General features: G+C 41.6%; 24 protein-coding genes and 1 pseudogene. 11 read left to right on the forward strand and 14 right to left on the reverse strand.

All coding sequences use genetic code 11. The annotated features are described in order from the left end of the window. Nucleotides 1-75 precede the first annotated feature (75 nt). The 3 genes from Q0852_RS00985 (at nt 76) to Q0852_RS00995 (ending at nt 3,379) form a co-directional block, all read left to right on the forward strand. Complete coding sequence (locus Q0852_RS00985) at nt 76-1,128, forward strand: hypothetical protein (RefSeq protein WP_299013040.1); 1,053 nt, start codon at nt 76-78, stop codon at nt 1,126-1,128. A gap of 73 nt (nt 1,129-1,201) precedes the next feature. Beyond that, nucleotides 1,202-2,296: a hypothetical protein gene (locus Q0852_RS00990; protein WP_299013041.1), complete on the forward strand. Its 1,095-nt coding sequence runs from the start codon at nt 1,202-1,204 to the stop codon at nt 2,294-2,296. Between the two features lie 348 nt (nt 2,297-2,644). Continuing rightward, entirely contained in the window at nt 2,645-3,379 is a 735-nt protein-coding gene (locus Q0852_RS00995) for a metal-dependent hydrolase (protein WP_299013043.1), read from the forward strand. 162 nt (nt 3,380-3,541) lie between these two features. On the opposite strand, the gene Q0852_RS01000 is transcribed toward Q0852_RS00995, so the two are convergent. From Q0852_RS01000 to Q0852_RS01015, 4 genes are all read right to left on the reverse strand, one after another. Next, complete coding sequence (locus Q0852_RS01000) at nt 3,542-3,904, reverse strand: hypothetical protein (RefSeq protein WP_299013044.1); 363 nt, start codon at nt 3,902-3,904, stop codon at nt 3,542-3,544. A gap of 70 nt (nt 3,905-3,974) precedes the next feature. Continuing rightward, nucleotides 3,975-4,289: a hypothetical protein gene (locus tag Q0852_RS01005; protein ID WP_299013045.1), complete on the reverse strand. Its 315-nt coding sequence runs from the start codon at nt 4,287-4,289 to the stop codon at nt 3,975-3,977. Between the two features lie 164 nt (nt 4,290-4,453). After that, the gene (locus Q0852_RS01010; RefSeq protein WP_299013046.1) at nt 4,454-5,482 is read right to left on the reverse strand and encodes a DUF2235 domain-containing protein; all 1,029 of its coding nucleotides are present in this window, start codon (nt 5,480-5,482) and stop codon (nt 4,454-4,456) included. A gap of 122 nt (nt 5,483-5,604) precedes the next feature. Continuing rightward, on the reverse strand, nt 5,605-6,108 hold the full coding sequence (locus Q0852_RS01015) for a prepilin-type N-terminal cleavage/methylation domain-containing protein (protein WP_299013048.1): 504 nt from the start codon (nt 6,106-6,108) through the stop codon (nt 5,605-5,607). A 399-nt stretch (nt 6,109-6,507) separates the two neighbouring features. Here Q0852_RS01015 and Q0852_RS01020 point away from each other — a divergent pair, with 399 nt between their 5' ends. Continuing rightward, a complete protein-coding gene (locus Q0852_RS01020; protein ID WP_299013049.1) occupies nt 6,508-7,140 on the forward strand; it encodes a porin family protein in 633 nt (210 codons plus the stop codon). Nucleotides 7,141-7,269: 129 nt separating this feature from the next. Here Q0852_RS01020 and Q0852_RS01025 read toward each other — a convergent pair. From Q0852_RS01025 to Q0852_RS01035, 3 genes and pseudogenes are all read right to left on the reverse strand, one after another. Continuing rightward, a pseudogene (locus Q0852_RS01025) lies at nt 7,270-7,687 on the reverse strand (IS4 family transposase); the annotation flags it as partial. A 163-nt stretch (nt 7,688-7,850) separates the two neighbouring features. After that, nucleotides 7,851-8,372 carry a GNAT family N-acetyltransferase gene (locus tag Q0852_RS01030; protein WP_299013433.1) on the reverse strand — a complete coding sequence of 174 codons (522 nt, stop codon included), beginning with the start codon at nt 8,370-8,372 and terminating at the stop codon, nt 7,851-7,853. Beyond that, complete coding sequence (locus Q0852_RS01035) at nt 8,369-8,641, reverse strand: DUF1778 domain-containing protein (RefSeq protein WP_299013051.1); 273 nt, start codon at nt 8,639-8,641, stop codon at nt 8,369-8,371. Before Q0852_RS01035 ends, Q0852_RS01030 begins: the two co-directional genes overlap by 4 nt. Nucleotides 8,642-8,866: 225 nt before the next feature. On the opposite strand from Q0852_RS01035, the gene Q0852_RS01040 reads away from it, so the two are divergent. From Q0852_RS01040 to Q0852_RS01055, 4 genes are all read left to right on the forward strand, one after another. Continuing rightward, the gene (locus Q0852_RS01040) at nt 8,867-9,172 is read left to right on the forward strand and encodes a hypothetical protein (RefSeq protein WP_299013052.1); all 306 of its coding nucleotides are present in this window, start codon (nt 8,867-8,869) and stop codon (nt 9,170-9,172) included. Between the two features lie 398 nt (nt 9,173-9,570). Next, nucleotides 9,571-9,861: a YkgJ family cysteine cluster protein gene (locus Q0852_RS01045; protein WP_299013053.1), complete on the forward strand. Its 291-nt coding sequence runs from the start codon at nt 9,571-9,573 to the stop codon at nt 9,859-9,861. A 359-nt stretch (nt 9,862-10,220) separates the two neighbouring features. Next, entirely contained in the window at nt 10,221-10,475 is a 255-nt protein-coding gene (locus tag Q0852_RS01050; protein ID WP_299013434.1) for an IS1 family transposase, read from the forward strand. Nucleotides 10,476-10,976: 501 nt separating this feature from the next. Beyond that, nucleotides 10,977-12,692 carry a S8 family peptidase gene (locus Q0852_RS01055; RefSeq protein ID WP_299013055.1) on the forward strand — a complete coding sequence of 572 codons (1,716 nt, stop codon included), beginning with the start codon at nt 10,977-10,979 and terminating at the stop codon, nt 12,690-12,692. Between the two features lie 46 nt (nt 12,693-12,738). On the opposite strand, the gene Q0852_RS01060 is transcribed toward Q0852_RS01055, so the two are convergent. From Q0852_RS01060 to Q0852_RS01080, 5 genes are all read right to left on the reverse strand, one after another. Beyond that, a complete protein-coding gene (locus tag Q0852_RS01060; protein WP_299013056.1) occupies nt 12,739-13,491 on the reverse strand; it encodes a hypothetical protein in 753 nt (250 codons plus the stop codon). Between the two features lie 325 nt (nt 13,492-13,816). Beyond that, nucleotides 13,817-15,412 (reverse strand): BCCT family transporter, encoded by a 1,596-nt coding sequence (locus Q0852_RS01065; RefSeq protein ID WP_299013057.1) that lies wholly within the window; start codon nt 15,410-15,412, stop codon nt 13,817-13,819. Between the two features lie 334 nt (nt 15,413-15,746). Then, entirely contained in the window at nt 15,747-17,537 is a 1,791-nt protein-coding gene (locus Q0852_RS01070; protein ID WP_299013058.1) for a Na/Pi cotransporter family protein, read from the reverse strand. A 143-nt stretch (nt 17,538-17,680) separates the two neighbouring features. Beyond that, on the reverse strand, nt 17,681-17,935 hold the full coding sequence (locus Q0852_RS01075) for a hypothetical protein (protein ID WP_299013059.1): 255 nt from the start codon (nt 17,933-17,935) through the stop codon (nt 17,681-17,683). Nucleotides 17,936-18,187: 252 nt separating this feature from the next. After that, nucleotides 18,188-19,684, reverse strand: coding sequence for an aldehyde dehydrogenase family protein (locus Q0852_RS01080; RefSeq protein ID WP_299013060.1), 1,497 nt, complete (start codon nt 19,682-19,684; stop codon nt 18,188-18,190). 679 nt (nt 19,685-20,363) lie between these two features. On the opposite strand from Q0852_RS01080, the gene Q0852_RS01085 reads away from it, so the two are divergent. Next, nucleotides 20,364-20,879 carry a hypothetical protein gene (locus Q0852_RS01085; RefSeq protein WP_299013061.1) on the forward strand — a complete coding sequence of 172 codons (516 nt, stop codon included), beginning with the start codon at nt 20,364-20,366 and terminating at the stop codon, nt 20,877-20,879. Nucleotides 20,880-20,991: 112 nt separating this feature from the next. Here Q0852_RS01085 and Q0852_RS01090 read toward each other — a convergent pair whose 3' ends face one another. Both Q0852_RS01090 and Q0852_RS01095 read right to left on the reverse strand, forming a co-directional pair. Next, complete coding sequence (locus tag Q0852_RS01090) at nt 20,992-21,204, reverse strand: cold-shock protein (protein ID WP_299013062.1); 213 nt, start codon at nt 21,202-21,204, stop codon at nt 20,992-20,994. 515 nt (nt 21,205-21,719) lie between these two features. Then, nucleotides 21,720-21,971, reverse strand: a complete 252-nt coding sequence (locus Q0852_RS01095; protein WP_299013435.1) for a hypothetical protein — start codon at nt 21,969-21,971, stop codon at nt 21,720-21,722. Nucleotides 21,972-22,378: 407 nt separating this feature from the next. Here Q0852_RS01095 and Q0852_RS01100 point away from each other — a divergent pair, with 407 nt between their 5' ends. Together Q0852_RS01100 and Q0852_RS01105 are read left to right on the forward strand one after the other, a co-directional pair. Then, nucleotides 22,379-22,786: a hypothetical protein gene (locus Q0852_RS01100; protein WP_299013064.1), complete on the forward strand. Its 408-nt coding sequence runs from the start codon at nt 22,379-22,381 to the stop codon at nt 22,784-22,786. 633 nt (nt 22,787-23,419) lie between these two features. Then, nucleotides 23,420-26,056 carry a VCBS repeat-containing protein gene (locus Q0852_RS01105; protein WP_299013065.1) on the forward strand — a complete coding sequence of 879 codons (2,637 nt, stop codon included), beginning with the start codon at nt 23,420-23,422 and terminating at the stop codon, nt 26,054-26,056. Nucleotides 26,057-26,141: the final 85 nt, after the last annotated feature.

Raw genomic sequence — 26,141 nt, forward strand, 5'->3', positions numbered from 1 at the left:
ACGTTATTTCTTATTTGTCTGAAATGGTTAGAGCTTCTACTCTTTTTTTGTCCAATAACAACGGAAATAACAAAAATGAAATTACTAACTAAGGGAATTGTTACTGCGTTAGCGGCTTTATCATTTTCTGCAAATGCAGCAATTGGCGAACATCCAATAATATTGATCCATGGATTTCAACCCGGCCAGCTTCAGACAAAACCGGATAGTAAATCGGTTGAGCAAAATGGTGCAGATTACTGGCGTGATTTTTGGCTGGCAAAAGCAGATGGTAGGATTGACTGGCCATCTCAGGAGCGTATAGCCGGAAAAATTTCGACTGACTATATCTGGCCAAAATTGCAGGAATTATCTCGCAATAAGACATGTGCCAACGGTTGTATCTTTGTTACCCATTCTACCGGCGATCTTGTTGCAAGATATGTTCTGGATAATCAGACAAACTGGCTTGAAAATGCGGGTATGGAACCATTAAAAATTGTGGCTACGTTTGATTTCGCCGGTGCCGGTGGCGGTTCAGAGCTGGGTGATTTGGCGGTGAATGTAGCTGAAGGCAGTGGGTGGATGAACTCAGTGCTGAAATCGGCAATCAAACTGTGGCTTGGCGAAATCCCTAACAGTGATAATACAGGTGTGTTAAACGACCTTAAGGTTGCCAATGCTCGCCAGCTCGCCCCGATACCGGATGGTCGTATTCCACGGATCCGCTTTACTGGTGATGGCTCAGATTATTTCAAACTGACCGGTGGATTTCTGCCGGGCCATGATGATGGTGTGGTTGCCAGCCATTCTTCCTGCGGTGCCAGCAGTGTTGGAAGTTTCAGCAGCTGCTCTGTCAGTGTTGATTATGATGGCAAGCTCGGTACGCAGACTCAGGGTGTCAGCGATTTTATGCCGGATCACTTCCCGTTACTGATGGGGGATAGCTACAGTCACAGTGGTTTGATTAAGACTACCCATAGCGGTCAGGTGACGGCTGCGAACCAACTGGCTTTATTAGCCGACGGTACAAAATTGGCAGTAAGTACAACGGATGAGAAATACTGGCTGACAGGTAACTATTACCGCTATGTTGATGGTTCAGACAGCCAGACGATGTCGCAGTTGGCTGCAGGCTTGCTTCAGTAATTCATTGTTTTATTGGCTGGTCAGGGAGTGCTTTTCTTCCTGGCCTTGGTGTGTTCAATCCATTAGAAACTGTATGACTAATCAAAAAACAATCACGCGGTCAATTGCAATTGTAATGCTATCAAGTGCGGCTGTGTCTTACTGGTATCTGGACAGTAATGAAGGCACCAGCTCTCAGCCACAGATGATTGTTGACACGGCTTCAACACCGTTACAGCAAGAAGACAATACATCACTTGCAGCACGGTTTGTTGTGTATGGTGATAAATCACAGCTATCAGAAAGCAAGGAAAAGCCTGTTGACCCAGAAAAAAAACTTGAGCTTGAAGCTGTCAGTGAACAGCTTGCGGCGATATCGAACTCTTACGCTGAAGAAGTGAAATACCCGCCTTATTCACAGCCTATTACCGAAAACAGCTTGAGCTACCTTCAGCCAAATCTCTTTAATGCTGTCGAGGTACCTGTCTTAGGGGGGAACAGTACAGCATCTTTGTCATTGGACAAATTTCGATTTTTTTACCCGGAGCCGGTAACTGTCACACTGAATACAAAGCTGGCTGTCAGCAATATTAAGTTCGAGTTTTATGAGCCGACGACTAAGCAGGTGCTGGCTTCTAAGCAGACAGGAGAAAAACTTGTCACTGTAGTGCCTGATGAGGGTTGGCCTCAGGAAGTGAGAGTGAAAGCGACGGTCGATTTTGAAGCGGGCAGTGATATTTTACTGACTGACTTTAACTTCTTTATTCCTGCTGCTTATCTGCTGTCAGCTGAGACACCAGTGTCACAGGGAGCAGATATGGTGATACCTCTGGAGGTAGATGTAAAACAGGCAGGAATTTACCGTATCCGGGTAAATTTGTTTACTAACGACGGTAAGGTGATTGCAGCCCTGAATGGCAAGTCCCGTTTAACGGAAGGGGAAGGAATTTTTGAGCTCAAAGCTCACTCTAGTGTATTGGGCGGAACAGACGGTCAGTATCAGCTTCGTAATTGGGTGATTGAAAAGATGTCGGGGTTTCCCGGTGAAAAGGCGAGCTTCGGCGTAAGCGAGCAGGATGTCATTAGGCTGGACCCTTTTGATACGGCTTCTCTGAGTCAGGAGCCTTATATACCGAGTCCGGAGGAACAGCAGCGGCTCGATTTTCTGCGCCGGGCCGCAGTTCAATAACTTAAACTTTTGATAGCAAACTCGTTATCGGGCTTTGGTGGTTGGATTGTTTTTAAACAGCTGAGAGCGTTCTGATTGCATCAGATTATTGTTCAGTCTGGTATGACCTGTCAGTGGTTGGTCAATTGTGACTAAATTATATTCACTTAACGTTATAATTGTGGGAAATTATTGATTTTTATTGATGTCACAAAGAATTGATACATAATGCTGTTTATTTATCCAGTTAAAGAGGCAATGACTGTTTTACGGCAGCACTATGCTGGAATAGTTAAAGCTGAAAATAGCTAAAACTGAAAATAGTTAAAACGGTCTTGTTCAGTGTGAATATTTGTGGCTAATTTCAAAATGCATCTTGGATCAGCCGCGCTAACCAGTAGTTTGGCGGCTACCGCATTGCTTTCAGCGGGGCATATTGCCCCGATCACCGCCTTGTGGCTGATGTTTGTCGGTACCATGGGAGGGTTGTTACCGGATATTGATTCGGACAACTCCACATCAATGAGTGCGCTTTTCAGGTTGTTTGGTGGTCTGCTGACTTTTAGTTTTGTCGGGCATATTTATCGTGCAGTTTCTATGTTAGAGCTGATTGTCTATGCCTCTTTCTGTTACTTTACGATACGTTATAACTTCAAATCATTGTTGGAGAAGATCACCGTTCATCGCGGTTGTTGCCACTCACTGGCTTTTATCGCCTTATCTGCGCTGGCGCTGATGTATTTGGTCTATCTTCTCGGTTACAGCGAGATATCAAGTTGGTTGTCAGGCCTGTTTCTGTTTGGTGGCGGGTTGGTTCACTTACTGCTTGATGAAGTTTACAGCGTTGATTTAGCTAATCGAAAAATTAAAATGTCCTTCGGCTCGGCACTTAAGTTGTGTTCGAACCGAAATCCGTTAATCAGTGCATTACAATTTATATTGATCGGCATTCTTGCTGTTCACAGCCCGCCGTTGAGCGAAACCTGGGAGTCATTATCCGATTGGGAAAGTTTTAGGTTAAAACCGCATTGGCTGAACCGCGAGGATATCTCAGAGTTTATTCATGATGTTGTGGATTCAACCAGTGATGCAATGACCCCCTGATGTAATACCAATTAGCATAAGTATTTGAGTGTCTTTACTTGTCAGTGCTATCTGTACACTTACTTATTCAAGGTGGTGTAACTCTGGTTTAAACATAATAAAATCAGGCGCTTACTTATAACAAATAAGTGCCTGAATCACAGTTGATCGTCAACCATTCACCTAATGACGCATTATTTTCGAGTTGGTTTTCTCCGGGTGTTTCATTAAATGGGTATGTCTGTTTGTTGCTGTTTGAGCCATATCATCGATGATCCGGCCAAGATCTGAAGTATGCAGGCATTCAAGAACGGCGGGGTCGCGCTTCAAATTAGTTCCTAACTCGTAGTGACACTCCCGTTCGGGATAGAAGTCGATATCGTTCTCCCTGAATTTATGTGTTTCAGTGATTTCATTAAACATGGACGCAATGGTGTGACAGAAAACATCGTAAACATCGTTGGTGTTTCTGGCCATGTTGATTCGGTTTCGAAAATCAGGAGTGTAGTTTTTTTCAAGCTTGGAGTATGAAATTTGAGCGGTCATATTTCCTTCCCTCCGTTGTCTGTATGTTAACCTCCTTATTAACTATAGGACGTGATCAATACTCGTCAATTTAGCTGTATTCGCCCCAATCACGTTTAACGAACCAATTAGTTGGCCAGACAACAAAATCTTCTGGTAAAAAAATTTCCGGTAATACTTCCATTTTCACGATGCTTTCAGGTAGCAATGAAAGGATGTGATGTCGTTGTTCGCCTTCAAAATCCCAAAGGTGGTATCGATCAGATTGATTTTGCGCGAGACGTTTGGGGCCAAAGTCTATTGGTGCACAGATTTTTGTTGTTACCACACCGTTATCTTTCGATATATAAGTTAAACGGACTTTTTTTCTATGCTGAATCGCATTAACAAAATTATCTTGATACATAATCATATGCTCCAAACATTATGTGTTGCCTAACACATAATGTAAGTGAGCGGTAGCTGAAAAACTGAGATAATACTCAAAAAGTAGAGTATTTACTTAGCTATTTTAGTACAAAAGTGCAAACAGAGAGCAGGGCGAACCTGCTCTGTTATTAGGTAAATAACTTATTTGTCCCAAATCGGTGGCCATTCACCGTATTTGTGGATATAAGACTCGATGGGTTTGCTGGTGTACCGGCCATCGTATCGTTCTTGAACACTACGATGTACCCAGGTAGGAATATGATTTTGATCGGGTATTTCCCGGACATGTTTGCCAAGAAGCAAGTATTTTTTCTTGTACTCGTTATGTTGGCTGGAAAAAGGATTGGTTTTAATCGGTTTTAAGGCGGGATCAAACTCAAGTCCACTTTTTTCTGCTTCTACCAACAGCCAGCGCATGGGGATGTCCGACAAGACAGTACCGTCGGCATCGGGTTTATAGCTGCCTCCGACATCACAGTGAACACCGGCAAACCAGACTTGTTCTAGATCGATTCCTGTTTTGGGTTCCCAGATCGTGGGCTTAAAATCATCCCTTTGCTCATCCAGTGACAGTGCATGGCGTGCTTTGACAATATTACTGCCTAATTTCCGGTCATAGAACAGGTGTATATCGTCAATATCACTAAATATGCTGAACGGCAGTCCCATGGCTCCGACAGTATCCCAGACGCCGATAAAATGAATTTTAACTTTATCTTCGATGGCGTAGTTTTGTCGCCAACTGACAGAGTAGGGGCTTTGTGGCTTGTTATCCTTGTTTTTATAAAGCTCAAAAGCTTCTTCAATTCGGTTGCCGTTAGTACTTTTTAGGATGCTGCAGTTGTTGATCATCCCGGACAGGCTTCGTACGGTGTATGCTCCACGGCTAAAGCCCAAAAGATAGATTTCATCGCCAGGTTCATAGTTGTGAACTAGAAAACGATACGCATCCATGATGTTTTTTTCTAATCCTTTGCCAATGCCTCCTCCGGTAAATTTATCGTGATAGGAGCCTATGCCCCAATCGTAAAAAACGATTTGGCCGACTCCGGTTGTATCTGTAGGACGAATACCGCGAGCAAATTTCAAAACATTGGTTGGGTAGTCGTCTTCACCAAATTGTTCTGGGCGGTTCCATGTACCATCGGAACATATAATTATCCTTTTCATACATGATCCTCAGTCTAAATAACTATATAAAATGTAGTTGAATTTATCTGAGTCTCTAAGAGTTCAGTTCACAATTTAGACAGATGGCTGGTATTTATATGATTAGTTGGGCGTGCAGGGATTTAATTGGCTTTTTTGCGCTTAGTTAACTCGACCTTACCACTGATTTCATGATAGCTGAGGTTGAAGGGGGCGGAGATAAATTCGTAGCTACATACGTTACCGGTTTTGTTATCACCTTGATATTCACCTGTTTTATTAACCGTGTAATCGTCTCTGTTAAGGCTTGAATCGGGAAGCAGGTTTACCAGAATAGTTTCACATTCCTGTATATCTGCGATGATTCTAGGATAACCGTATTTATTGTAATGAAGGTTATAGATCTTATATCCCCATAAACCGTTACGGTCTTCTATGGTGTTGGGGTTTGGTTCGCCATCTATCAGCCATTTGCTGTTAAATAGGGTGACAGCAGTAGAGAATGAACCTTTTAGACTATGAAAGGTAGATGCTCTGGCATCATCTTGTACATTAAGGAATCTTGGTGCTGCGGTTACAGAAAGAACACCAAGCAGAACAACAACGACAACTAGTTCAATTAATGAAAAACCACGCTGAAACTTCATTGAGCCTGCTTCCTGAGCTGTGTTGTCTTTAACAGCGTTAAAAATGACAGTATGTTTTATAGATAAATAAATGACTTACTATAGTATATGTGTGTTTTATTTTATACTTACGAGTTGCATAAAACTGTGACTCAGATGTTGTTTTTAAAATATCGGTCATAATTAACCCTTAGGTTGTGTGCTTGAATTGTCTATTGAGATATTTGTGCCAAGTTATGTCGTAAGTGGTGTTTCAAGCGTGATTTGCTGCGCGCAGTTGGAGAACTTCGATTCATTTCGTTGTGAATAGTTTCGTGAAATAAATTAGATCTGTGGGTATTGTACGCCGTTCTATTGTTTTCGGTGATTTGCTTATATATACTTCGCGCTGATTTTAAAAGTCAGTACAATAAAATAATTATGAAACTGTTCACTCTTGTCACTATTCTTTGTGGGATTTTTGTTGCCTCATCGTCTCAAGCTAATGAGATTCGTGGCTTTTATGTCGGCGCCGGTGTTGGTTCAAGTGGCCTGAATGACCATGATAGTATGTTTGATGAACGTAACGATGTACGTACTGTTAATGACGATGGTAATGCATTTAAATTGATTACTGGCTATCAGATCACTCGCATTATTGCCTTAGAAGCGCAATATACAAATTATGGTGATATTGATATTACTAATCCTTTGAAGCAACATAAAACAAAGTACACTTGGTCACCTGAGACTTTGTCTTTCTCTGCCAATACTGGTTATACTTTTGATAATGGGTTGCGTCCATTTGCTCTTCTTGGTTTTTCGTATATAGATTTGAATGAGTCGAATAAAGTACTAGATAAAGAAAACTATTTTGGTTTTCGCTATGGATTAGGTCTTGAATACACACCACCTGCGTTAAATGGTTTGAGTCTTCGCGCGGGGTATGAGGCAGATTATTTCTATATTGAAGATAAAGAAGAGAGTCACACGAGTATTGGTAAATACAAGTTCTATGAGACATATGATTTTAGCCTCGACTCTTTTTATATTAGTATATCTTATAAATTTTAAATTTCGCCGCGGTTTTACCGTAAATTAAGGCTGTGAATTGAACTATAGCCTTTTTTATGGTTCACGCTAATCCGCAATGAACCTTTTTTATGTGTTCTATGTAAAAACATCCAGCACTGGAGGATCCCCACCGGCAGCGGTCACCAAAATAGGCATGACGTGAGAAGGTAAAACGATTGAGAAATTGGTGATGACTTCGCGGTGAGTTGTATTCGCTAAAAGGGAATGTTTGATCACTACACACCGAACGGCCGTCTAGAGTCTTGGAAGCTCTGAGTACCATTAGGCGTTCATATTCACGGACATCGACCCAGTCAATAAGCACAATAGGCTGAGGGTTGACTGAGCATATTTGATGGTAATGCCAACGATAAATATCGAGTCTGTCACGGTGCAAGTGGGTGTTACCTAATAAACGATTAATGCGCTTAATACAATGCTTTGCTTTTGACAAGAGCGCCCGGCCAAGCGAAGTCAGCGTCAGTGTATCTTCGTTAAGTAGTGCCTGTACTGCATCCATCAGTGATTGAAGTCGCTTTTTATGAATGTAGGGACATTGCTTATCAAGCTACTCGTGTAATATTTGAATATAATGCATCTTGTCTTCATTCTTTTGTTTTTGTGGTGAATCTATTAGATCCGAAGGCAGGGTGCGTGTCTACTTATTGAACAGTAAAGGGTTTTTGTGGGGGATTCCTTAGTGGCAGGCGTTAGCCGCTAAAGGCGATATCTTTAGCGCCAATGCTCACTCTTACATCTGCAATCGTGATAAACAGTTTGTTTTCAGCATCTTGAAATGCAGTGAATCCATATTTTTCGTAGAAGTATTCTGCACCATCTTTAGCGTCAACGATAACAACAGGGAATGCTACAGTTTCACTGGCCATCAGCAATTTTCGAAGTGCATCAATAAGCAACCATTCGCCATAGCCATTACCTTTGTATCGTTCATCAACTGCAAGCCTTGCGATTAATCCGCCAGAGCTGGCATTATGATGCTTCTTTTGTAGTTTCGCTGATAGTGATGTTAAGTCAATTGGTGTCATAGTAAGCGTGTAATAGCCGACAACATGCTCGGTACAGTCTACATCTTCAAGCACAAATGTACGGGTGTTATCTTTCTTGGCTTGTTGACTCGCCATGATTTTCAAATAATTGTTTAGGGCATCAATACCACAATCAAAACGATGACGGTCATGCTTAGCTTTGTCTAATTGTACCGTCTTCATTATTGCGTTTTGTCCTTGTAACGAGCTGCCGCCTGTTGCAGTCGCGCATTAGGTTTAGCTGGTTCGTCAAGCGCATCCATGAGCATCATGGCATCTAGTTGACTTAGTTTAAGTTCTCGTTCTCGTTCCATAATTTGTTTCGCCTTTTCAACAGCGGCACTAAGAACAAATGAGTTAATACTAGACATGCCAGCGATAGCAGCGGCTTGAGATAGTAATTCTTGAGTATCAATGTCAACACGGGCAGTGATACGTGGTAGTGAAGCAGCCATACAAACCTCCATTGAGTGTCAAAGTGGCACATTCAAAGTATGGCATGGTCGTTACTGATTAGCAATTGTTGTGTCACTTTGGCACACGGCTGACAAGCCATCAAGGTAATGCATTACATTCGGCGGTTTTGGTATGGCTCTGGGTAGATAGCTGTAGCTATTGCAGCAAACTACTATAATGCAATTGGGTGTCAGCTTTATCTATGACAATAAGAGGACAACAATATGTCGGCAGAAGATAAGTTAGGTGATTATGCAAGTGGGTTTGGAAGCTTAGATGCTAACGTCATTGCTGCTAATGTAACGGCCGAATATAAGCTTCTCGATAAAAATGGTTCTGTCTATGAAACAGATGATTTGCCTAGATATATTGCTGAGCTCAGAAAATTTGGCGATAAAATGGAGATCTCTAATGTCATGGTTGATGGCGACAAGGCTTGGTGTAAGTGGCAAGTAGGTGAAATTGTAGGGGCTGGCTTAATTACTTTTGATGAAGATGGTGTAAGCCAAGAACAGCTATTTTATTTCTAAAGCTCCAGATTTATATCGCTAATGCTCCATATCAAGATTAGCCAGAGGGACCTAAATCACCTTTTATCCTGGTTGTTTGGCCCCTTCTGGTAACGTTATAGTATGTTTGTCAGTAATATGGTGCAACGCCGTTAGACTCGTTCATAGTTCATCACTATTGTGTTATTTGGTTTTAATGTGCAATGGTTTGACTATAAAGTGATATTTATCCATACAAGGCATCAAGGTGACTTGCTACACTCGGCCGTTTTTGTTTGGAGTTTAGCGGGCTTGGTGAGTTTATAGTGGCGCATCTTATGCCCGGCGTTATGGCTACCAAGTGTATAGGTTCAAATGAGTTTCGTGAAAATGGTCGATTTAGAGTACTATGTTGGTAATTGAGCATAATGTAGTTATCTATGACCATTGAAGTAACAAATCTACCAGAGCCTGAAGTCACATGTACCAACTGCCAAGCCTGCTGTTGTCGTTTAGAAGTTATGATTATTACTGATACTGGTGTGCCAGAAGAACATATTGTAACTGACGCGTGGGGTGGTGAAGTCATGGCACGTTTAGATGATGGTTGGTGTTCAGCTTTAGATCGCGAAACCTTGATGTGTACAATCTACGAAAATCGGCCTTGGATTTGCCGCGAATTTGAAATGGGTTCGTACGAATGCATTAATGAACGTACTGAAAATATGTAACGGCTTTACTTAGCACTAATGGGTAGATGATTTCTTCTTTTTGCGGTCGTCTACTTTTCCTTCGAAATGCAGCATCGTTAAAACCTCCTTCCTATATTAACTGAATATCCTCAGTCTGAATTAACACAACAAAAAAGTGCTTCTAAATCTTATGCATAAGTCTTAAGTGGCGTATGATGTCCAGGTTTACGGCAGAGGTGAAAATTTGTTAGGCGCTAGCGTGCCAAATTAAGCTAACCGTTTGAAATTTAGCCATAACAAACGATTATGGCGTCAACAGATAAATTTTAAGCTGCAGGAGGAAATTATAATCGATATTGATTTTTAAGGGATTTTTATGAAATTAATGCCCCTGTGATATTCAAAATTCGATCGATTGCGACTTCAGAGTTTATTCATCAAACCCACCACTAGAAAAGCACATTACTGGGAAGTTATTTACCCAACGTATAGAACGGCAGAATCTTACATTGAGAACACGATTAAAGCGGCTCAACCGCAAAACTATAGGTTTCTCTAGATCAGAAGGCAGGGTGCGTGTCTACTTATTGAACAGTAAAGGGTTTTTGTGGGGATTCCTATTCCTTAGCATCCAGCATGATTTTATAAATTGAAATCTTAAAATGTTTTTTATCAATAGGTCGGTTTGTTTTGGCTGTGATCATTGTTCCATAAAATGATTGTAATATTAGTTAATTGATTATGGTTAAATAACCAAATGGATATATATCCTATTTGGAACAAATTCAGATCTAGTGCAATTAAAAGTGTGATGCTATGCGCAATAGGAGTATGCCGTGGGTGAATTTAGAGTATTTCAGCGGATTTTTTAATATAGTTATTTGTTTTAACTCAAAAATCTCTATTGCTGAGTCTATGTGGTTTGAATAAAAAAGATAAAAATTAGTTATAACTAAGTGTGATATGTGCCTGTTTTACATCAATCTTCAGAATGTTAATGTCTGTCTCGCTTTAAATTGCAAATAAGAACAATAGCTTAGTCAAGCAGCCTTGTATTGATAGATGCCTGCCCAGAGGAGAGGGGTGTGTTTGATTGTTTATCAATACTTACTTGCTTATTGCTAATAAAGAACCGTTATATAAAGGAAAATATAATGAAAGCCAGACAGTTTTATCTTTCGGCAATTTCTGGTGCCGTAATGGCCGCAATTTCATCACCAGCATTGGCAGCGATTGATGTTGTTCAACCTGTTCCCTTTGAAGAACTAACGACAGTTAAAGGGACTATTATTGAACAGGTAGAACAAGCTCCACAAGTTCAAACTCGTTTTAAGAGAAGCTTTGATAGTGTTTCTAGCCAACTTGAAGGCGATTGGTTCAATTTAGATCCTGAGATGGATGGCATTGAAGGTTCAAGCGTAGATCGTGTCTACGACAATATTACGTTACAGCCAAGTAATGAACCTGTCGTTGTTGCTGTTATTGATTCAGGTGTAGATATTCACCATGAAGATCTTCAGGGAAAAATCTGGGAAAACCCTTATGAGATCCCAAACAATGGATTCGATGACGACTTTAACGGTTATGTAGATGATGTCCATGGCTGGAACTTCATTGGTGGTCGTGATGGTTCTCATGTTGCTTATGATACGCTTGCGGTAACTCGTGAATATAAGCGTTACCTAGCTTATAAAGAGTTTGGTGTTTGGTTAACCCCTGAGGAAAAAACATATTTTGAAGGGATAGAGAAGGAATATCTGACGTTATCCGAAGCTGCAATGAGTAAGTACCAGGGCTTTAAGGCGCTTTATGATGAGGCTCAGGTAAGTAAAGCAGTATTGGAGAATAAACTTGGTCAGACAGATTTCTCATTGGCTGCGATTGAGCAGATCAGCAGTGATGATCCTGAAGTAATTCAAGCTGTTGATTTCTTAGTGAATACATTATCAACTTGGCGTTCATTTGAATATATGAACTCTATGATGGATCGCTATAGTTCAGCGGTTAAGTACCACTATAACCTTTATTATGATCCACGTGCAGAGATTGTAAAAGATCAGCCATATAACCCATGGGAATTTACCTATGGTAATAACGACGTTATTGGCCCGGATGCATCGCACGGTACGCATGTGGCCGGGATTATTGCTGCAGATCGTTCAAATCAATTGGGCGTTCGTGGTGTGGCCGATAATGTGAAGATCATGGCGCTGCGTGTTGTTTCTAATGGTGATGAGCGAGATAAAGATGTCGCAAATGCAGTGCGTTATGCGGTTGATAATGGCGCGAAAATCATCAATATGAGCTTTGGTAAGGCATACTCACCTTATAAAGATGTTGTTGATGAAGCCTTCCGCTATGCATCTCGACGTGGTGTATTGTTAGTTCACTCTGCTGGTAACAGCCATACTGATAACGACATTAAGCCAAGCTATCCAAACCGTTTCTCTCTTTACTATCCGGGTGAACGTATTGGCACTTGGCTGGATATTGGCGCTTCGGCAAATTATAAAGACCAGAAGATGGCAGCCAGCTTTACTAACTTCGGTAAAGATAGCGTAGATTTATTCGCACCTGGTTATAAGATCATGTCAACAACTCCGGGTGATGAATATAAAGCATTTAGTGGTACAAGTATGGCTTCTCCGGTTGTTTCAGGTGTTGCTGCCCTTGCTTTAACATATTTCCCTGATTTGAATGGACATGAGCTGAAGAAGGCAATCCTTGATACGGTAAGAACTTATGAAGGTCATATGGTTCGCAACCCGGCGACACCAGATGTGATGGTTCCATTCTCTGACTTATCAGCAACCGGTGGTGTTGTTGATGCGTATCAGTTGCTACAGCATTTGCAGAACGAGCAAAAGTAGCTTTTAGAAAATAGAACTTAAGTAATCGCTGCGGGTAGGGGAAACCTTACCCGCTTTTTTCCTTATTGCAATCTTGTGCAATTTCCCACATGGCTTGAAACCATTCTCTTGCTAATTTAGTCATTTCGGCTCCTCTGATACGGTAGCGAATTGTTTGTTCAATCAGTGCTGGATCTGAGCGAAACATTAAGAAAACTTCGTCATTGTCAAAAATTATCATGTTGATAAAAGGCACTTTTTCGTCCCATTCGAGCCCTTTAAATTGTCGGTTACTAATATTTAACTGCTTCGTACATTCTTCCTGAAACCATTCATAGGTTGCTTCATTATTTAATCCGACAAGCCGTAAGTAAGTTCGTCCTGATTGTGCATTTGCCCATTGGTCAAGGTCTTCATACCATCCTGCAGCAGCACTGGAATAGTTCGTGAGAATTTTCGGGGTATCAGGGCGAAAACCAGTAGCCCATATCTCTTTTTTTGTATGGGATAGAGCATCGCTTAATTCGCGGAATATTTGTTCTGTCGAGGTGATTGTTTTGAATTCTTGAAACCCTTCTCTTCTGAAGAGCGCGGTGGCCTGTTCCCAGCGCTTGTTAGCCATTTTTCCAGTGTGTTCTACACGTGCGGCTATTACGGCAACAAAGATAAGAACCAGCATCAGAATAGTCTCGGTTTCAAGAATTCCTTTTAGCCGACCAAGTTTTCCTTGTGGAAGAAAGTGGAGCACATATGCGCCTATAAAGATGAAGGTGAGGATGCCATAAACGTAATGATGCCATTCCGACAGGTAATGTAGCACATCTAGCCCCTTACAGACTTGTAATGCTTAGTTGGGTAGGATCATCATTGGGTGATCCTGTATGAAAAATATCTGATGTGAAAGTATAGCTTGAATATAGCTCCCACTAGTGGGAAGTTGAGGGTTGCATTGATTTCAGTTGGTTATGTCTGCCGTTTTTATTGATTACCCCGAACTTTCGGCGGGACGACTTTTCTGATGATTAATTCAAGAAAAATGTAAATTCGTTTGGATCTCTGCAGGGCGGTTGCTATTCATTCGAATAGTAATAAAAAAAAACTCCACCATTTGAGATGGAGTTTTGTTCGGCTATTAGGGTAGGAGCTTAATTATTAGTAGCTACTTTGTAATGAACCATTTCTGTCCGCATACCCATGACTAGGCTTACGCACATTGTCAGTAAGATGATACAGAATGGCAGGGCAGTGGAGATAGCACCTGCTTGTAGCGCCTGAATCGCTTCTTTACCGCCAACCCATAACAATACTGCCGCAATAGCCCCCTCAATCGTTGCCCAGAAAATACGCTGGGGAACAGGAGCATCGACTTTTCCTCCAGCAGTGATGCTGTCGATAACAAGTGATGCCGAATCTGATGATGTAATAAAGAAGATCATAATCAGAATAATCGAAATAACAGAAAGCAGAGTACTTAATGGTAATGTTTCATACACGTAAAATAGAGCCAGTGTGATGTCATTCAAACCATTTGCCCCGAGCTCACCAACCTGATTAACGACCTGATCGATTGCTATACCACCAAATACTGACATCCAAACCAGTGTAATAAGCGTAGGGATAAAGACGACTGCACAAATGAATTCACGTACTGTACGGCCTTTTGACACTCGGGCAATAAACATACCTACACATGGTGACCATGAAATCCACCAAGCCCAGTAGAATACAGTCCAGCCGTGCATCCAGGCTTCATCTTCGCGGCCATGAGGATTACTTAGCGGAATGATATTTTCAATGTAGCCCATCAGTGCGGTTGGTATTGAATCAAGTGCAATAGCGAAACCGACTAAAGTCATGAATAACAGCAGAGCGAAAGCAACAAGTAGGTTCGTATTACTCAGGAGTTTTACACCGCCATCAATACCGCGGACAACAGAGATTACAGCTAAACTGGTAACAAAAATAATGACGCCAATTTGCAGGCCAATTCCCGAATCAAAGCCGAAGACATGTGTAATACCACTTGCTGCCTGTTGTACTCCGAGTCCAAGTGAAGTGGCAAGGCCAAAGAGTGTTGCTATAACAGTCATAATATCAATGACATGGCCAAACCAACCCCATGTGCGATCACCTAAGATAGGATAAAAGATGGAACGCATTGAAAGTGGCAGGCCTTTGTTGAAGGCAAAAAAGGCAAGAGAAAGTGCGACCACAGCGTACATTGACCATGGGTGAAGTCCCCAGTGGAACATTGTTGCACCTAAAGCAAGTTTGGCTGCTTCCGGAGTATTTGGTTCTACACCTAGCGGCGTTTCGTACCAACCAGTAAAGTAAGCGACTGGCTCTGCTACGCCCCAGAACATGAGCCCGATACCCATCCCGGCTGCAAACAGCATTGCAAACCAGGAAGCATTAGAATGTTCCGGTTTGGCATCAGCACCGCCGATGCGAATTTTTCCAAATGGTGAGGCGATTAAAATTAGGCTGAAGATCAAAAAGATATTGCCAGACCACATGATCAAACCGTCGAAGCTATCAATTATTTTCCATTTGATACCGTCAAGTACTGATTTAGCGGTTGATGGATCTGCGGCGAGAACCGCAACGATGAAGAGTATTGTTAGTCCTGCACTAATACCAAAGACTGGGTTATGAACATCAAATCCCCATTTCTGGATGTTGTCCTGACCGACTGTATAGTCAGTGTTTTCGATACTGTACTTATCCTTAACTTGCGCCATTGTCCCTCTCAAGTTAATTAGTACACTAAATATATTTCGTTCGGCTTTGTCTCGCCCTTTGAGTCAATTAGATAGAAAAGATTAGTGTACGAATGAATTTTATGTGCGAAATAATAACAGATATGATGACAAAAGCTAGAAATATGTGATTTACGGCTATTTTTGACTGGCGTTTATTCTTGTTTGTATTGTTTTCTTCTGGTTTTCCATTTGTGGTCTAAAGGTTGTCAGCGAGGTTGTTGCTCTTCACTATAATCGTGGTTGTTAGAGTTCTAAATAAATGTATTTTTGAATGAAATGTCTGCGCTTCATAGCAAGAGGTGATGGACTGCTTTTAGTCTCTAATTTCTGGCGGAACGACTTTTCTGGCGATACGTTTTAGGAAAGTATAAATCCGTTTGAAACTCTCGAGGATTGTCATTTCCATACGCACGGCATCAATTTGGTTTGCACTTATTTTTGCTAAATCTTTACTTTGAATATCAATGGCTTGCTTTATTAGGTGGTCAATATCAGGTTGCATGTTAAGCACTTCATTCGCTGCATTTTGGTCATCTTCCTTTATGGCCTGAATTGTAGCGACGATTGCGTCAATGAGCTTTTCGCCAAGCTTTGAATGGAGGTGTCTCATTGTGTCACTGACCTGAATATTATCGTCTAGTGCTCGGTAGGCGAGGTTGGTCAGATCATATTCAATCACATCACCGATACTTTCGAATTCATCGGCGGTGATCATGGCTTGTTCAATATATGCGCTTTCCTGCTCTGTAAGGCTTTGCTGCCTTATAGCACCAAGATAACGTAATACATCACTTTCAAGGACATCAACCTGATCGTCCATTTCTCGGACCTTCTCAAGCTTGTTACGATCCTGATTTAAAGTACCTATCCGAAATTCAATTAACATGCGATGGACAATTTCGCCCATCCGGGCAATTTCCAGCTGGACTCGCTGTAGGGCAAGAGAAGGCGTTTCGATGAGCGAGTCATCCAGATATTTAGGGCTGATGATTTTTTTTTGTGTGTGTTTTTTATGTGGTATTAACCAAATAACAAGCTTTGCCATGTAGTTAGTAAAGCCAATGAATATAAGAGTATTGATAACGTTGAACAGGGTATGGGCATTGGCAATCTGGCGCGGCACCTCAGCGGCCAGCCGAGTTGCTCCTTCCAGCTCCGGGTGAGAGGGGGAGATATTGACAACCCAGAGAGAGAGAAATGAGACAAAGGGTAGCCAGATAAGCACACCGCCCACGTTGAAAAGCAGATGCACACATGCAGCTCGTAATGCTTCTCTTGATTTGCCGATGGCGGCCAGCTGGGCTGTGATGCATGTACCGATATTAGAACCGAAAGCCAGCAGAATTCCAGCTTCAAGGCTGATTAATCCCTGGCCTGCCATTGTGATCACAATAGCCGTTGTAGCAGACGAGGATTGAACGAGTGCGGTAAAGAGAGCGCCGATCAGTATGGCGAGTAAGGGCTGAACCATTTTATTCATAAGGCCGATAAAAGGTTCGTAGCTACGTAGCGGGTACATTGCATCACCCATCAGCCCCATACCGAAAAAGATCATTCCTAGCCCCATGAGCATACTGCCATAGTGCTTGATGCGATCTTGTTTGGCGGTAAAAAGCATGAGAAAGCCGAAGGCGATCATCCAAAGTGCAATTTCTTCTATTTTGAATGCGACAATCTGGGCGGTGATAGTGGTACCGACATTTGCCCCCATGATAATACCAATGGACTGAGCCATGTTCATCATGCCGGCTGATACGAAGCCTACGACCAATACCGTAGTTATTGAGGATGACTGAACAACCGCGGTGACAAACGCGCCGGTTAAAGCCCCGGTAAACCGGCTTCGTGTTAACCTTGCCAGTAATCCCTTCATTTGATCGCCAAGGGCTGATTTTAATGCATCGGACATTTGATCCATGCCAAAGAGAAACAGTGCCAGGCCGCCCAATAGCCCCATGAACATTTCAGCCCAGTTGATAGTTCCTGTTGGTTCAATGTTAGCGTAAGCGTTGTCTGCAAATAATACGAAGGTACTTGCCCACAAAAGAAGTGAGGGCCTGGGGAAAAGTAGGTTGAGATAAATGAGAACGCGGCTTGTAATCAAGGACTGTTCCTTCATCAGTTTAGTTTTTCGGGTAGTAAGTGTTGCTTTGTAATAATAGTTTAATAGAGGATATTGCCGTTACCGGATTGTTTGGGGGGAAATGTGACAGAAAAGTAATGTTGAAAGTGAATCGGTAGTGCCGTTTATTTTTTTATAAATTCAGTCAATCCATCAACGCCTGCTCGTGCAACAACTTTGGCTGTGTCATCGAAAGCATCGTCTTCATCATATTTAAAGATGTATAGTGTAGCATTGGCAAAAAGGGCAATGGCGGAAAATGCCCCTATAATCATAGGAATAATACCGAGCACATTCATGTAAGAAAGAATTAAACCAGTTGCCATTAATACGGCATTGACTGCTATTCCAAATAGTCTTTTTTTTCTGGTGTTTTTCATCTTATTCCTATTCTTTTTTATTCGGAACAGAGGGCTATTAACTGAGGTGTTAGCTATGGCTGGGATAATAGAGCCGCTCAACTAAATAAACACAGTGTCATAAATGGTCTGCACATATTTTGATGAATATCTTGGTTTGCCTTGTTGAGTTGCTATATGGGCCGGATTTTGAGAAAGGAGGGTAAAATTTATGTCAGGCTTCGGGAATACTAGTTGCCATAGGAGCATCAGCCCCTATGGCAGCATCATTGGTTAAAATAAGCCCATGGCGTCTTTACTGTAAGAGATCAGGATATTCTTAGTATGACGATATGAGTTAAGCATCATCATGTGTGTTTCCCGGCCGATACCTGATTTTTTATAACCGCCGAATGAAGCATGTGATGGGTACATATGGTAACAGTTGACCCAAACACGACCCGCTTCAATGCCGCGGGATAATTTATGGATTTGGTGTGCATCGCGTGACCAGACACCAGAACCTAGTCCGTACATGGTATCGTTGGCGATAGCCAAAGCTTCGTCTTCATCTTTAAAGGTAGTGACGGCCAATACAGGACCAAAAATTTCTTCCTGGAAAATCCGCATCTTGTTGTGACCCTTGAAGATGGTAGGCTTAATATAATTGCCGTTCGGGTAGGTTGGGTTGTTATATTTTTCACCGCCGATCAGGCATTTTGCGCCTTCTTCCTTACCGATGCGAATATATTCCAGGATTGTCTCCATTTGGGCAACAGAGCACTGGGCACCCATCTTAGTCGTTGTATCCAGAGGGTTTTCCTGGGTAATGGCTTCAATACGTTCCAGTACACGTTTCATGAATGGTTCGTAAATGGATTCCTGAATCAGCGCACGGGATGGACAGGTGCATACTTCACCAGAGTTAAAGGCGAATAACACCAAACCTTCAATGGCTTTATCAAAGAACTCATCATCTGCATCCATGATCGATTCTGTGAAGATATTCGGTGATTTGCCGCCCAGCTCCAATGTTGAAGGAATGATGTTTTCAGAGGCATATTGCATGATTAGTTGGCCGACAGCTGTTTCTCCGGTAAAGCCGACTTTTTTGATATCCGGGTGAGTTGATAAGTATTTACCAATCTTACCGCCGGCACCGTTGATAATATTGACTACGCCTTTAGGCAGAACATCCTGGATAGTTTCCATCAGAAGCAAAATAGACATTGGCGTTGCACTGGCAGGTTTTAGTACTACACAGTTGCCTGCTGCAATGGCTGGAGCAATTTTCCATGCTGCCATTAGTAGCGGGAAGTTCCATGGAATGATTTGAGCAACCACACCAAGTGGTTCAAAAATTTCTTGTGAAATAGTATTTTCATCAAGGTCTGAAACTGTGCCTGATTCACTACGGATTACTGAAGCAAAGTATCGGAAATGATCGATGACTAAAGGCACATCTGCATTTAGTGTTTCTCGTACTGCTTTACCATTATCCAGGGTTTCTGCAATCGCCAGATTTTCCAGATTTGATTCAATAGCGTCAGCAATTTTATTTAGCAGGGTACTTCTTTCAATCACTGAGGTGTGTTTGTATGAGTCGAATGCTTTCTTTGCCGCGGCAACAGCCATGTCGATGTCAGCTTCGTTGGATCTCGGAATGCGAGTTAAATGTTCACCGTCTACAGGAGAGATGTTGTTAGAATATTCACCGCTAAGTGGGGCGACCCATTCACCACCGATAAAGTTTTCGAATTGTTCTTTATACTGAGGTTTCGTATATATCATTTTTTTTACCTTAATTGTTTTCGTTATTGATAAAAGCCATCAGCAGATAGCAAATATTAATTATGATTTTTATAATTAGTCGCGTGGTGGATATTTATTCCTTACGACTTACTTGAAATAGTAAGATGAAAAGCATTCACTCAAAGTGATTGTTATTTTCATTACCATCTATGAGATTACAGTATCTTATATTTTAAAAGAAGGTGATGATCACAATCTCAAAATTGAATTTTTATATTGCAGATGTGTTTTTTGACATGCTTTGTAAAATTGGCGGTTTTGATGCCGTAATGACAATTTTAATTGTAGTTTTGCTTATCATTTATTTTAAAAATATAACGTAGCCTGAAATCATAACGCGTAAGATATCGGTGGTAATAAATATTTTTTCGAGTATTAGCAAGAAAAGTAAGTTGAAGTATAAGGTGTGAATCACGATAACATGTCAGATTAAATAGTCAGAAAAGCTTTGATGCCGCATAGGAATACCTTAAACATTGCGCTAATGTTTTGACTGGTATATTGGTGATATATCGGTTGAAATTACAGCCAAATAAATCATTCATCGTCTAAATGTTCATTTGCTTTGGATTAATAAACTTAATACCCACTTGATGAATGCTCGTGATTTTGAAATACCATTCACGCATTGATTTTCTAGGATGAATTTATTTTATGAATGTTTGCGGTAATAAAAATAAGTCAAAAAGAAGATGAGGAAATGAAACGTAGTTTTACTATAACCAGTAGGGGATTTTCAAGAGAAGTCAAGATTACTACTTTAGACGCCTTTGGTGGAGCGTTTACAGTCGCTGATGAAATCGTTATGGGTAAAGCGGTGGTAGCTGGTGTTGATAGTTCAATATCATTAATTAACATTTCCAATACGGAACTCTATATCCGTGATGGTCATAAGAGTCATTTTGTCGTTTATCTTAAGAATGCGATAGGCTTAAATGGTTTTCAGTTTTTCGATACAGATATGTCTGTCTTTGTGTACCATGGAGACAAAGAGTTGTCACGTATGGAACTCGTCAAGCAAGGGTGTTTTCTTCATATAGCCAGACGGATGACTCAAGAACACGGGCAGGAAAGGCGGTACGGAGATTTTAAATTCACGCGTACGACAATTGCTAAAAAAAGATTTGAACTAAGCGTGGGGGTAATTGTTAGAAATAGTCAGAAATGTTTATAGTTCGCAAGAAGGGTATAAATGGTTTTAAGAACAGATAGAAAAGTGGCGTAAATGGTAGTGATACCATTTACGCCGACTTAGAAATTTATAATGCTACAAGGTTAGCAGCAAATTATAGAGCTACAACGTTAGCAGCTTGTGGGCCTTTCTGGCCTTGTTCAACTTCGAAAGATACTTTCTGGCCTTCAGAAAGAGTTTTGAAGCCTTCAGAAGCGATTGCACGGAAGTGAACGAATACGTCAGCACCGCCGTTGTCTTGAGTGATGAAACCGAAACCTTTCTCTTCGTTAAACCACTTTACTAGACCAGTTACTTTGTTAGACATGTTATGTCCCTTATATATTTAAATTCATAAAAAATTCGCAATGATGCGATGCGCTAGAGAGCTTGAATTATTGAATGTGACGATGAAGCTAAGGGAAACACAGAGAATAACGACAATAACGAAGAAATCCTGAGCTTTTACTTTTACTTAATGTTTCATTAATAACTCTTAACAATAGAGCGAGATGAATCATACCTGAGTCCCGACTATTGTAAAGGACTATTTTCAATTTTTTTGAAAACTTTTTGTCGTAACGTTTTTACTCGGACACGATGCATCGTTCTATTTGTGTATTAATGCTTAAAATTAAGCGCTTTTGTGTCGGTGATGTAGACGTTTTGTGTGTACTCTGACCAAATGAGCATGGTGCGGATGTTTGAAGAAAAATTTACTCAAATGTAATTAGCGGTGCAATAGAGTGTCTTAACGGAATACGCCACCAGAGTTTGTCTGGTGGCGTATAAGTACACGAATACTATATGCAGTTTGCAATTCGGGTGTGAAATGCAAAAGGCTTAGTGCATCTGCTTTTTCGGCCCGTGACGAACAAGATCTTTACCGTTTTCGTAAACCTCTTGAGTCACCCAACGCCCCAGAATCAGTTGATGATTATCATCTAAGACTGCAATGAAAGGGCGGCCATCCGCATTACTGGTAGCCAGGGCTACACCTGCAACGTTTGTCAGGCCTAGTCCACCACTTTCAACAGACAGTAGAAAACTCTCAAGTTCGTCAAGGCTGTCAATTACATTTTCATCAAAATACATATGGTTTTCACTTTTGTTAATTTGCAAACCCGCCTGATTATTAGCATATGATGCTTCGTCCATCTTAGATAGAAGCGGGCTGCATTAAGTTGCTTGAATTACTGTTGTTACCTTGGACATCAAGCTTTCAAGGTAATGTTTTTGCGTACTTTACAGTTGATACATGATGATTGGAACCATGAGCGTTTTGATTGCTGTAAAACAGTACAATTTATCAACAGGAAGTGTGAGTAGTTCGTAGTTCTAGCTGCGATTCAGCTCTGCTTCTATCTGGTGGTCTGCGATACCTACTTGCACTATTTTTAAAATTTCGCTGCAAGCCCTTAATTGATATCCATAATTAGTAATAGGCATGGAAAGCCATTGCTGAATCAAGTTATACGAACCTTGCAGGGGAGGGAAACCATATGAGGAATAAAGCGATAGCGGTTATTTTTACGGCTATATTAGCGATTCAGTTATCAGGTTGTGGATTAGTCTTGCACCCTGAGAGAAAAGGGCAGAGAGGCGGAAATATAGATCCGGCCATTGCGGTTTTGAACGCTGCAGGCCTTTTTTTGTTCATTGTTCCGGGGCTGGTCGCTTTTGGTATCGACTTGTATTACGGTACGATTTATTTACCGGGAACAGCTCTGGAGCTGGATGAAGATGAACTGAATCAGCTGAAGGACGTTGATGGCCAGCTTAGATCAGAAGCGTTAGCCCGGCTCGTTTCAGATAAAATCGGCCGGCCAATTGATGCCAATGCTATGGTTCCATACGAAGTCAGCTCTGCTGATGAGTTAAGTTTTTTAGTCAATCACGCTTCATTTTGAATATCTTATAGGCCTGGTATAAATATCATTACCTTCTCTAAAGCAGTGTTCTTATGCCGCATTGCGTTCAGCCACCGCTGAAAGCAATAGGCAAACCCATTCATTCATTAGCTCAACCCAAGTTGTTCATTGAGCTGGTGGATTTCACTTTTCCAAGCTCGCTGCAGTGCAGGTTTTTGATGTTTAACTTTTCTAGCCTTGTCTTCTGTAAGTTTGGTTTCCAGATCAACTAATCTGGCCAGAGTAGTGGTTAAGTTAAATTGGCTACGGTTTTAAACTCATTCCAGAACAACTGTTCTGACTCATTTGGTGTTAGACCACCGTTATATTGATGAGGCTAGGATGCTGAGATTTTTTCGTCGCATTTTACGTGATTTTTAGAATGTCATCCAAGCGACTGTTCTGCCTCAAATTTATTTGCTTCGATTTAACTGTAATGGCTTGTGTTTCGAGAAAGTTCCGCATGGTTAAATGCTCATGATTTTGCCCTGCTAGCCTAGCCCAACATAATCATACCACCTGTATATCATGATTTTTTATGTGATACGCCTTCATTATATGCTGATGAGGAACTGAAATTAATTGCCTTTTTGGTAGTGTCTGTGATTAAACTCACTTTTTCTAGAAAATTGCATGAAAACAATGAATTATAAAAGATTGCTGGGCGTTATAGGCTTGGCCTTTGTGCTGTCCGCCTGTGGTGGTGGAGGCGATTCATCTTCAAAAGGTATACCGGACAGCAAGGGAACCCAGACAACTCTTTCCCCGAAATTTGCCTCTGTATTTACCCAGAAGATATCGGTGGGTGATGCAAGGCAGGGTGCCGAGGCTCGAACGATGGTGTACGCGGATGCCCCGGTGTCGGTGAGCAAACGAGATCAGCGCTTCACCAGTGAGTTGAAGGTGCACGCGGATGCTCCGGTGCCAGCGAGTAAGCGAGACCAGCGTTTCACTGGTGAGTTGAAGGTGACCAATGTCAATACGGGAGAGGCGCAGACTGAGAACTGGTCGGTGACGTTGCGTGCAGACAACACGGTAGAGTCTCACGGTACGATTACCCTAGTTCCGGGTATGTATGATTTCGTATTGATACTGGAGCGGAATAGCACTCAGTACGTAGCGCAGGCGCTGGCTCAGGAAATAAAGGCTGACGGTGATTTCAACATAGACCTGGTGCTATTGCCAAACCTTGGGGATACCATCACGAACATAGAGGATGTGGGCTACCTGTCAACGATCAAGTTCGAGTATCCAGCGTCTGATCTTGCTGGCTTCAGCGAGCCGAAGTTTGGAATGTCTCTGAACCAAGGGGATGAGTATATTTTTGATATCAACAAGGAAGCAGGTGTAACCGAGGTGATTATCAACGCTGAGGCGGGTGAGCATCAGCTTGGTTTGAACTTCTACGAAGGCAGCCTCATGATGGGCAGTAACGAGGACAATGTCACCATCAACTTGGGTGAGGGCGAGGATGTTAAGGTGGACATCATCCCGTTGCAGGCCGATGTGAACTTCACTGTAGACAAATTAACTCAAAACGGTGAGTTTGTGTTTAATATTCCGAAAGCAATTATTGACGAAGTTGACGGTTTGCAGAATGTTGCCTTATTAGTACGGATGACGGCAGATGGTAACCCGATGCAGGAGAAAACTCTCAATGTCATTGATAGCAACGGTACCTTTCAAGCGTCTAAAAACTTTGGCACCTATGGTGAAGAGGTGCTGACCACCTACCTAGGCTTTTATAATGCGAATGAGATTAGCGATGGGTTCAGTGGGGTGCCTTACGCAAGCTGTACTTCGACCATCAATGTAGAAACGCACCAAGTGTTGGGCTGTAAGCTCGAGTTAAGGCGTAGCAGTGTTGTTAGTGGTCGCCTACTTGGCACTCTGATGCTAAACATAGTAGATGAAGATGGAGTGCCAGCAGTAGGCGCAGAAGTCTATCTAAATAATAAGCTAGTCGGTGTGACTGGTGATGTTTACCAAAACGGCTCCCTAAAGACCCATCAAGTTGCGGGTGATTATATTCTTAAGACAAAAAAAGCCGAGGCCAGACATGAATCTAAGCTCCGTTTAGCACCATTAGAAGTACTAAATAAGTCGGTTAAGTTAGAAGTAGACAGTGCTAGTGGGGAATTTCACTTCGTAAATTCCGGGCAAAGGATTAATTCAGGTGGGTTCGACGGTAAACCGACAATCGCTGATTTTAACAACGACGGACATTTAGATATCTTTGAGACCAAAATAGATCATAGTGGCTCAGATATTCTTTGGTTAAATGATGGCAAGGGCTCCTTTAATTCTTTCACCGAAATTAAGAAAGAGGAGTCCAGTAAAACATCTGCAGCAGGTGATCTCAACGGCGATGGTTACCTTGATTTAATTGTTGGAGGCAAAAATTATCGACCACTTACAGTTTATACAAACGATGGCAATGGGAACTTTGAAGTCTTTCACCAAATAAATACTCAAGCGGTTAAGCTTGCTCGTTTGGCTGACTTAAATGGCAGTGGTCATTTAGATTTGGTGACTGTCGATGAAAACCGAGATGGTAAGATAAAAGTGTATCTCAATGATGGTTCATCAAAGTTTAGCTCATCTGCTGACATTATCTTAGCAAATCACGGGTGTTTGCGGGGACGAAACAGCATGGTCGAGAATGAAATTTCAGATATAGAGCTTGTTGATATCAACAACAATGGTAACTATGACCTGATATTTTCATGTCAAGAGACGGTGGTTAATAATGAATCAATACTGAGAAGTAGCGGAATTTACTTTGGTAGTGGTGATGGTAACTTTACGCTCACTGACATACATTTTTCAGGCGCAGGTGCAGCAACTCTCACAATCGGTGATTTAAATGGTAGTGGTTACAAGGATATTATACTTGGGAGTGTCGAATCCTCACGTTATAAAGGGGTAAATAAAGTATTCTGGAATAATGGTGACAGCACCTTTTCTGAAGTTGAGTTGCCAGTTATGTTTAGCGGAAAAAAAGCCCGTTACTTTCAAATAGTAGACATGGATAAAGATGGATCTTTTGAGCTTGTAGGAAAGCAGTACGATAGTAAAAACTATCATTTTTATAAATTCAATCGGGATAGAGAGTTAACTGAACAAGGACAGCTAACAGTCCCAACAACAACTAGGACTGAAGACTTCTACATGGCCGATTTTAATGGCAATGGCAGAACTGATATCTTGGAAATATCTACTTTTGGTAGTACTCCATCGAACGTTTATTTCAACATGCTAGTAGACTAAAATAGTCTAGGCAAAAAAGGCCATCATGGCTAATGCCAGTCAGTTGAGCTGACTGGCATTTCTTTTTTTTGGGGGGGGGATTTGC

It is taken from the genome of uncultured Photobacterium sp. (assembly GCF_947502415.1).
Lineage (GTDB): Bacteria > Pseudomonadota > Gammaproteobacteria > Enterobacterales > Vibrionaceae > Photobacterium.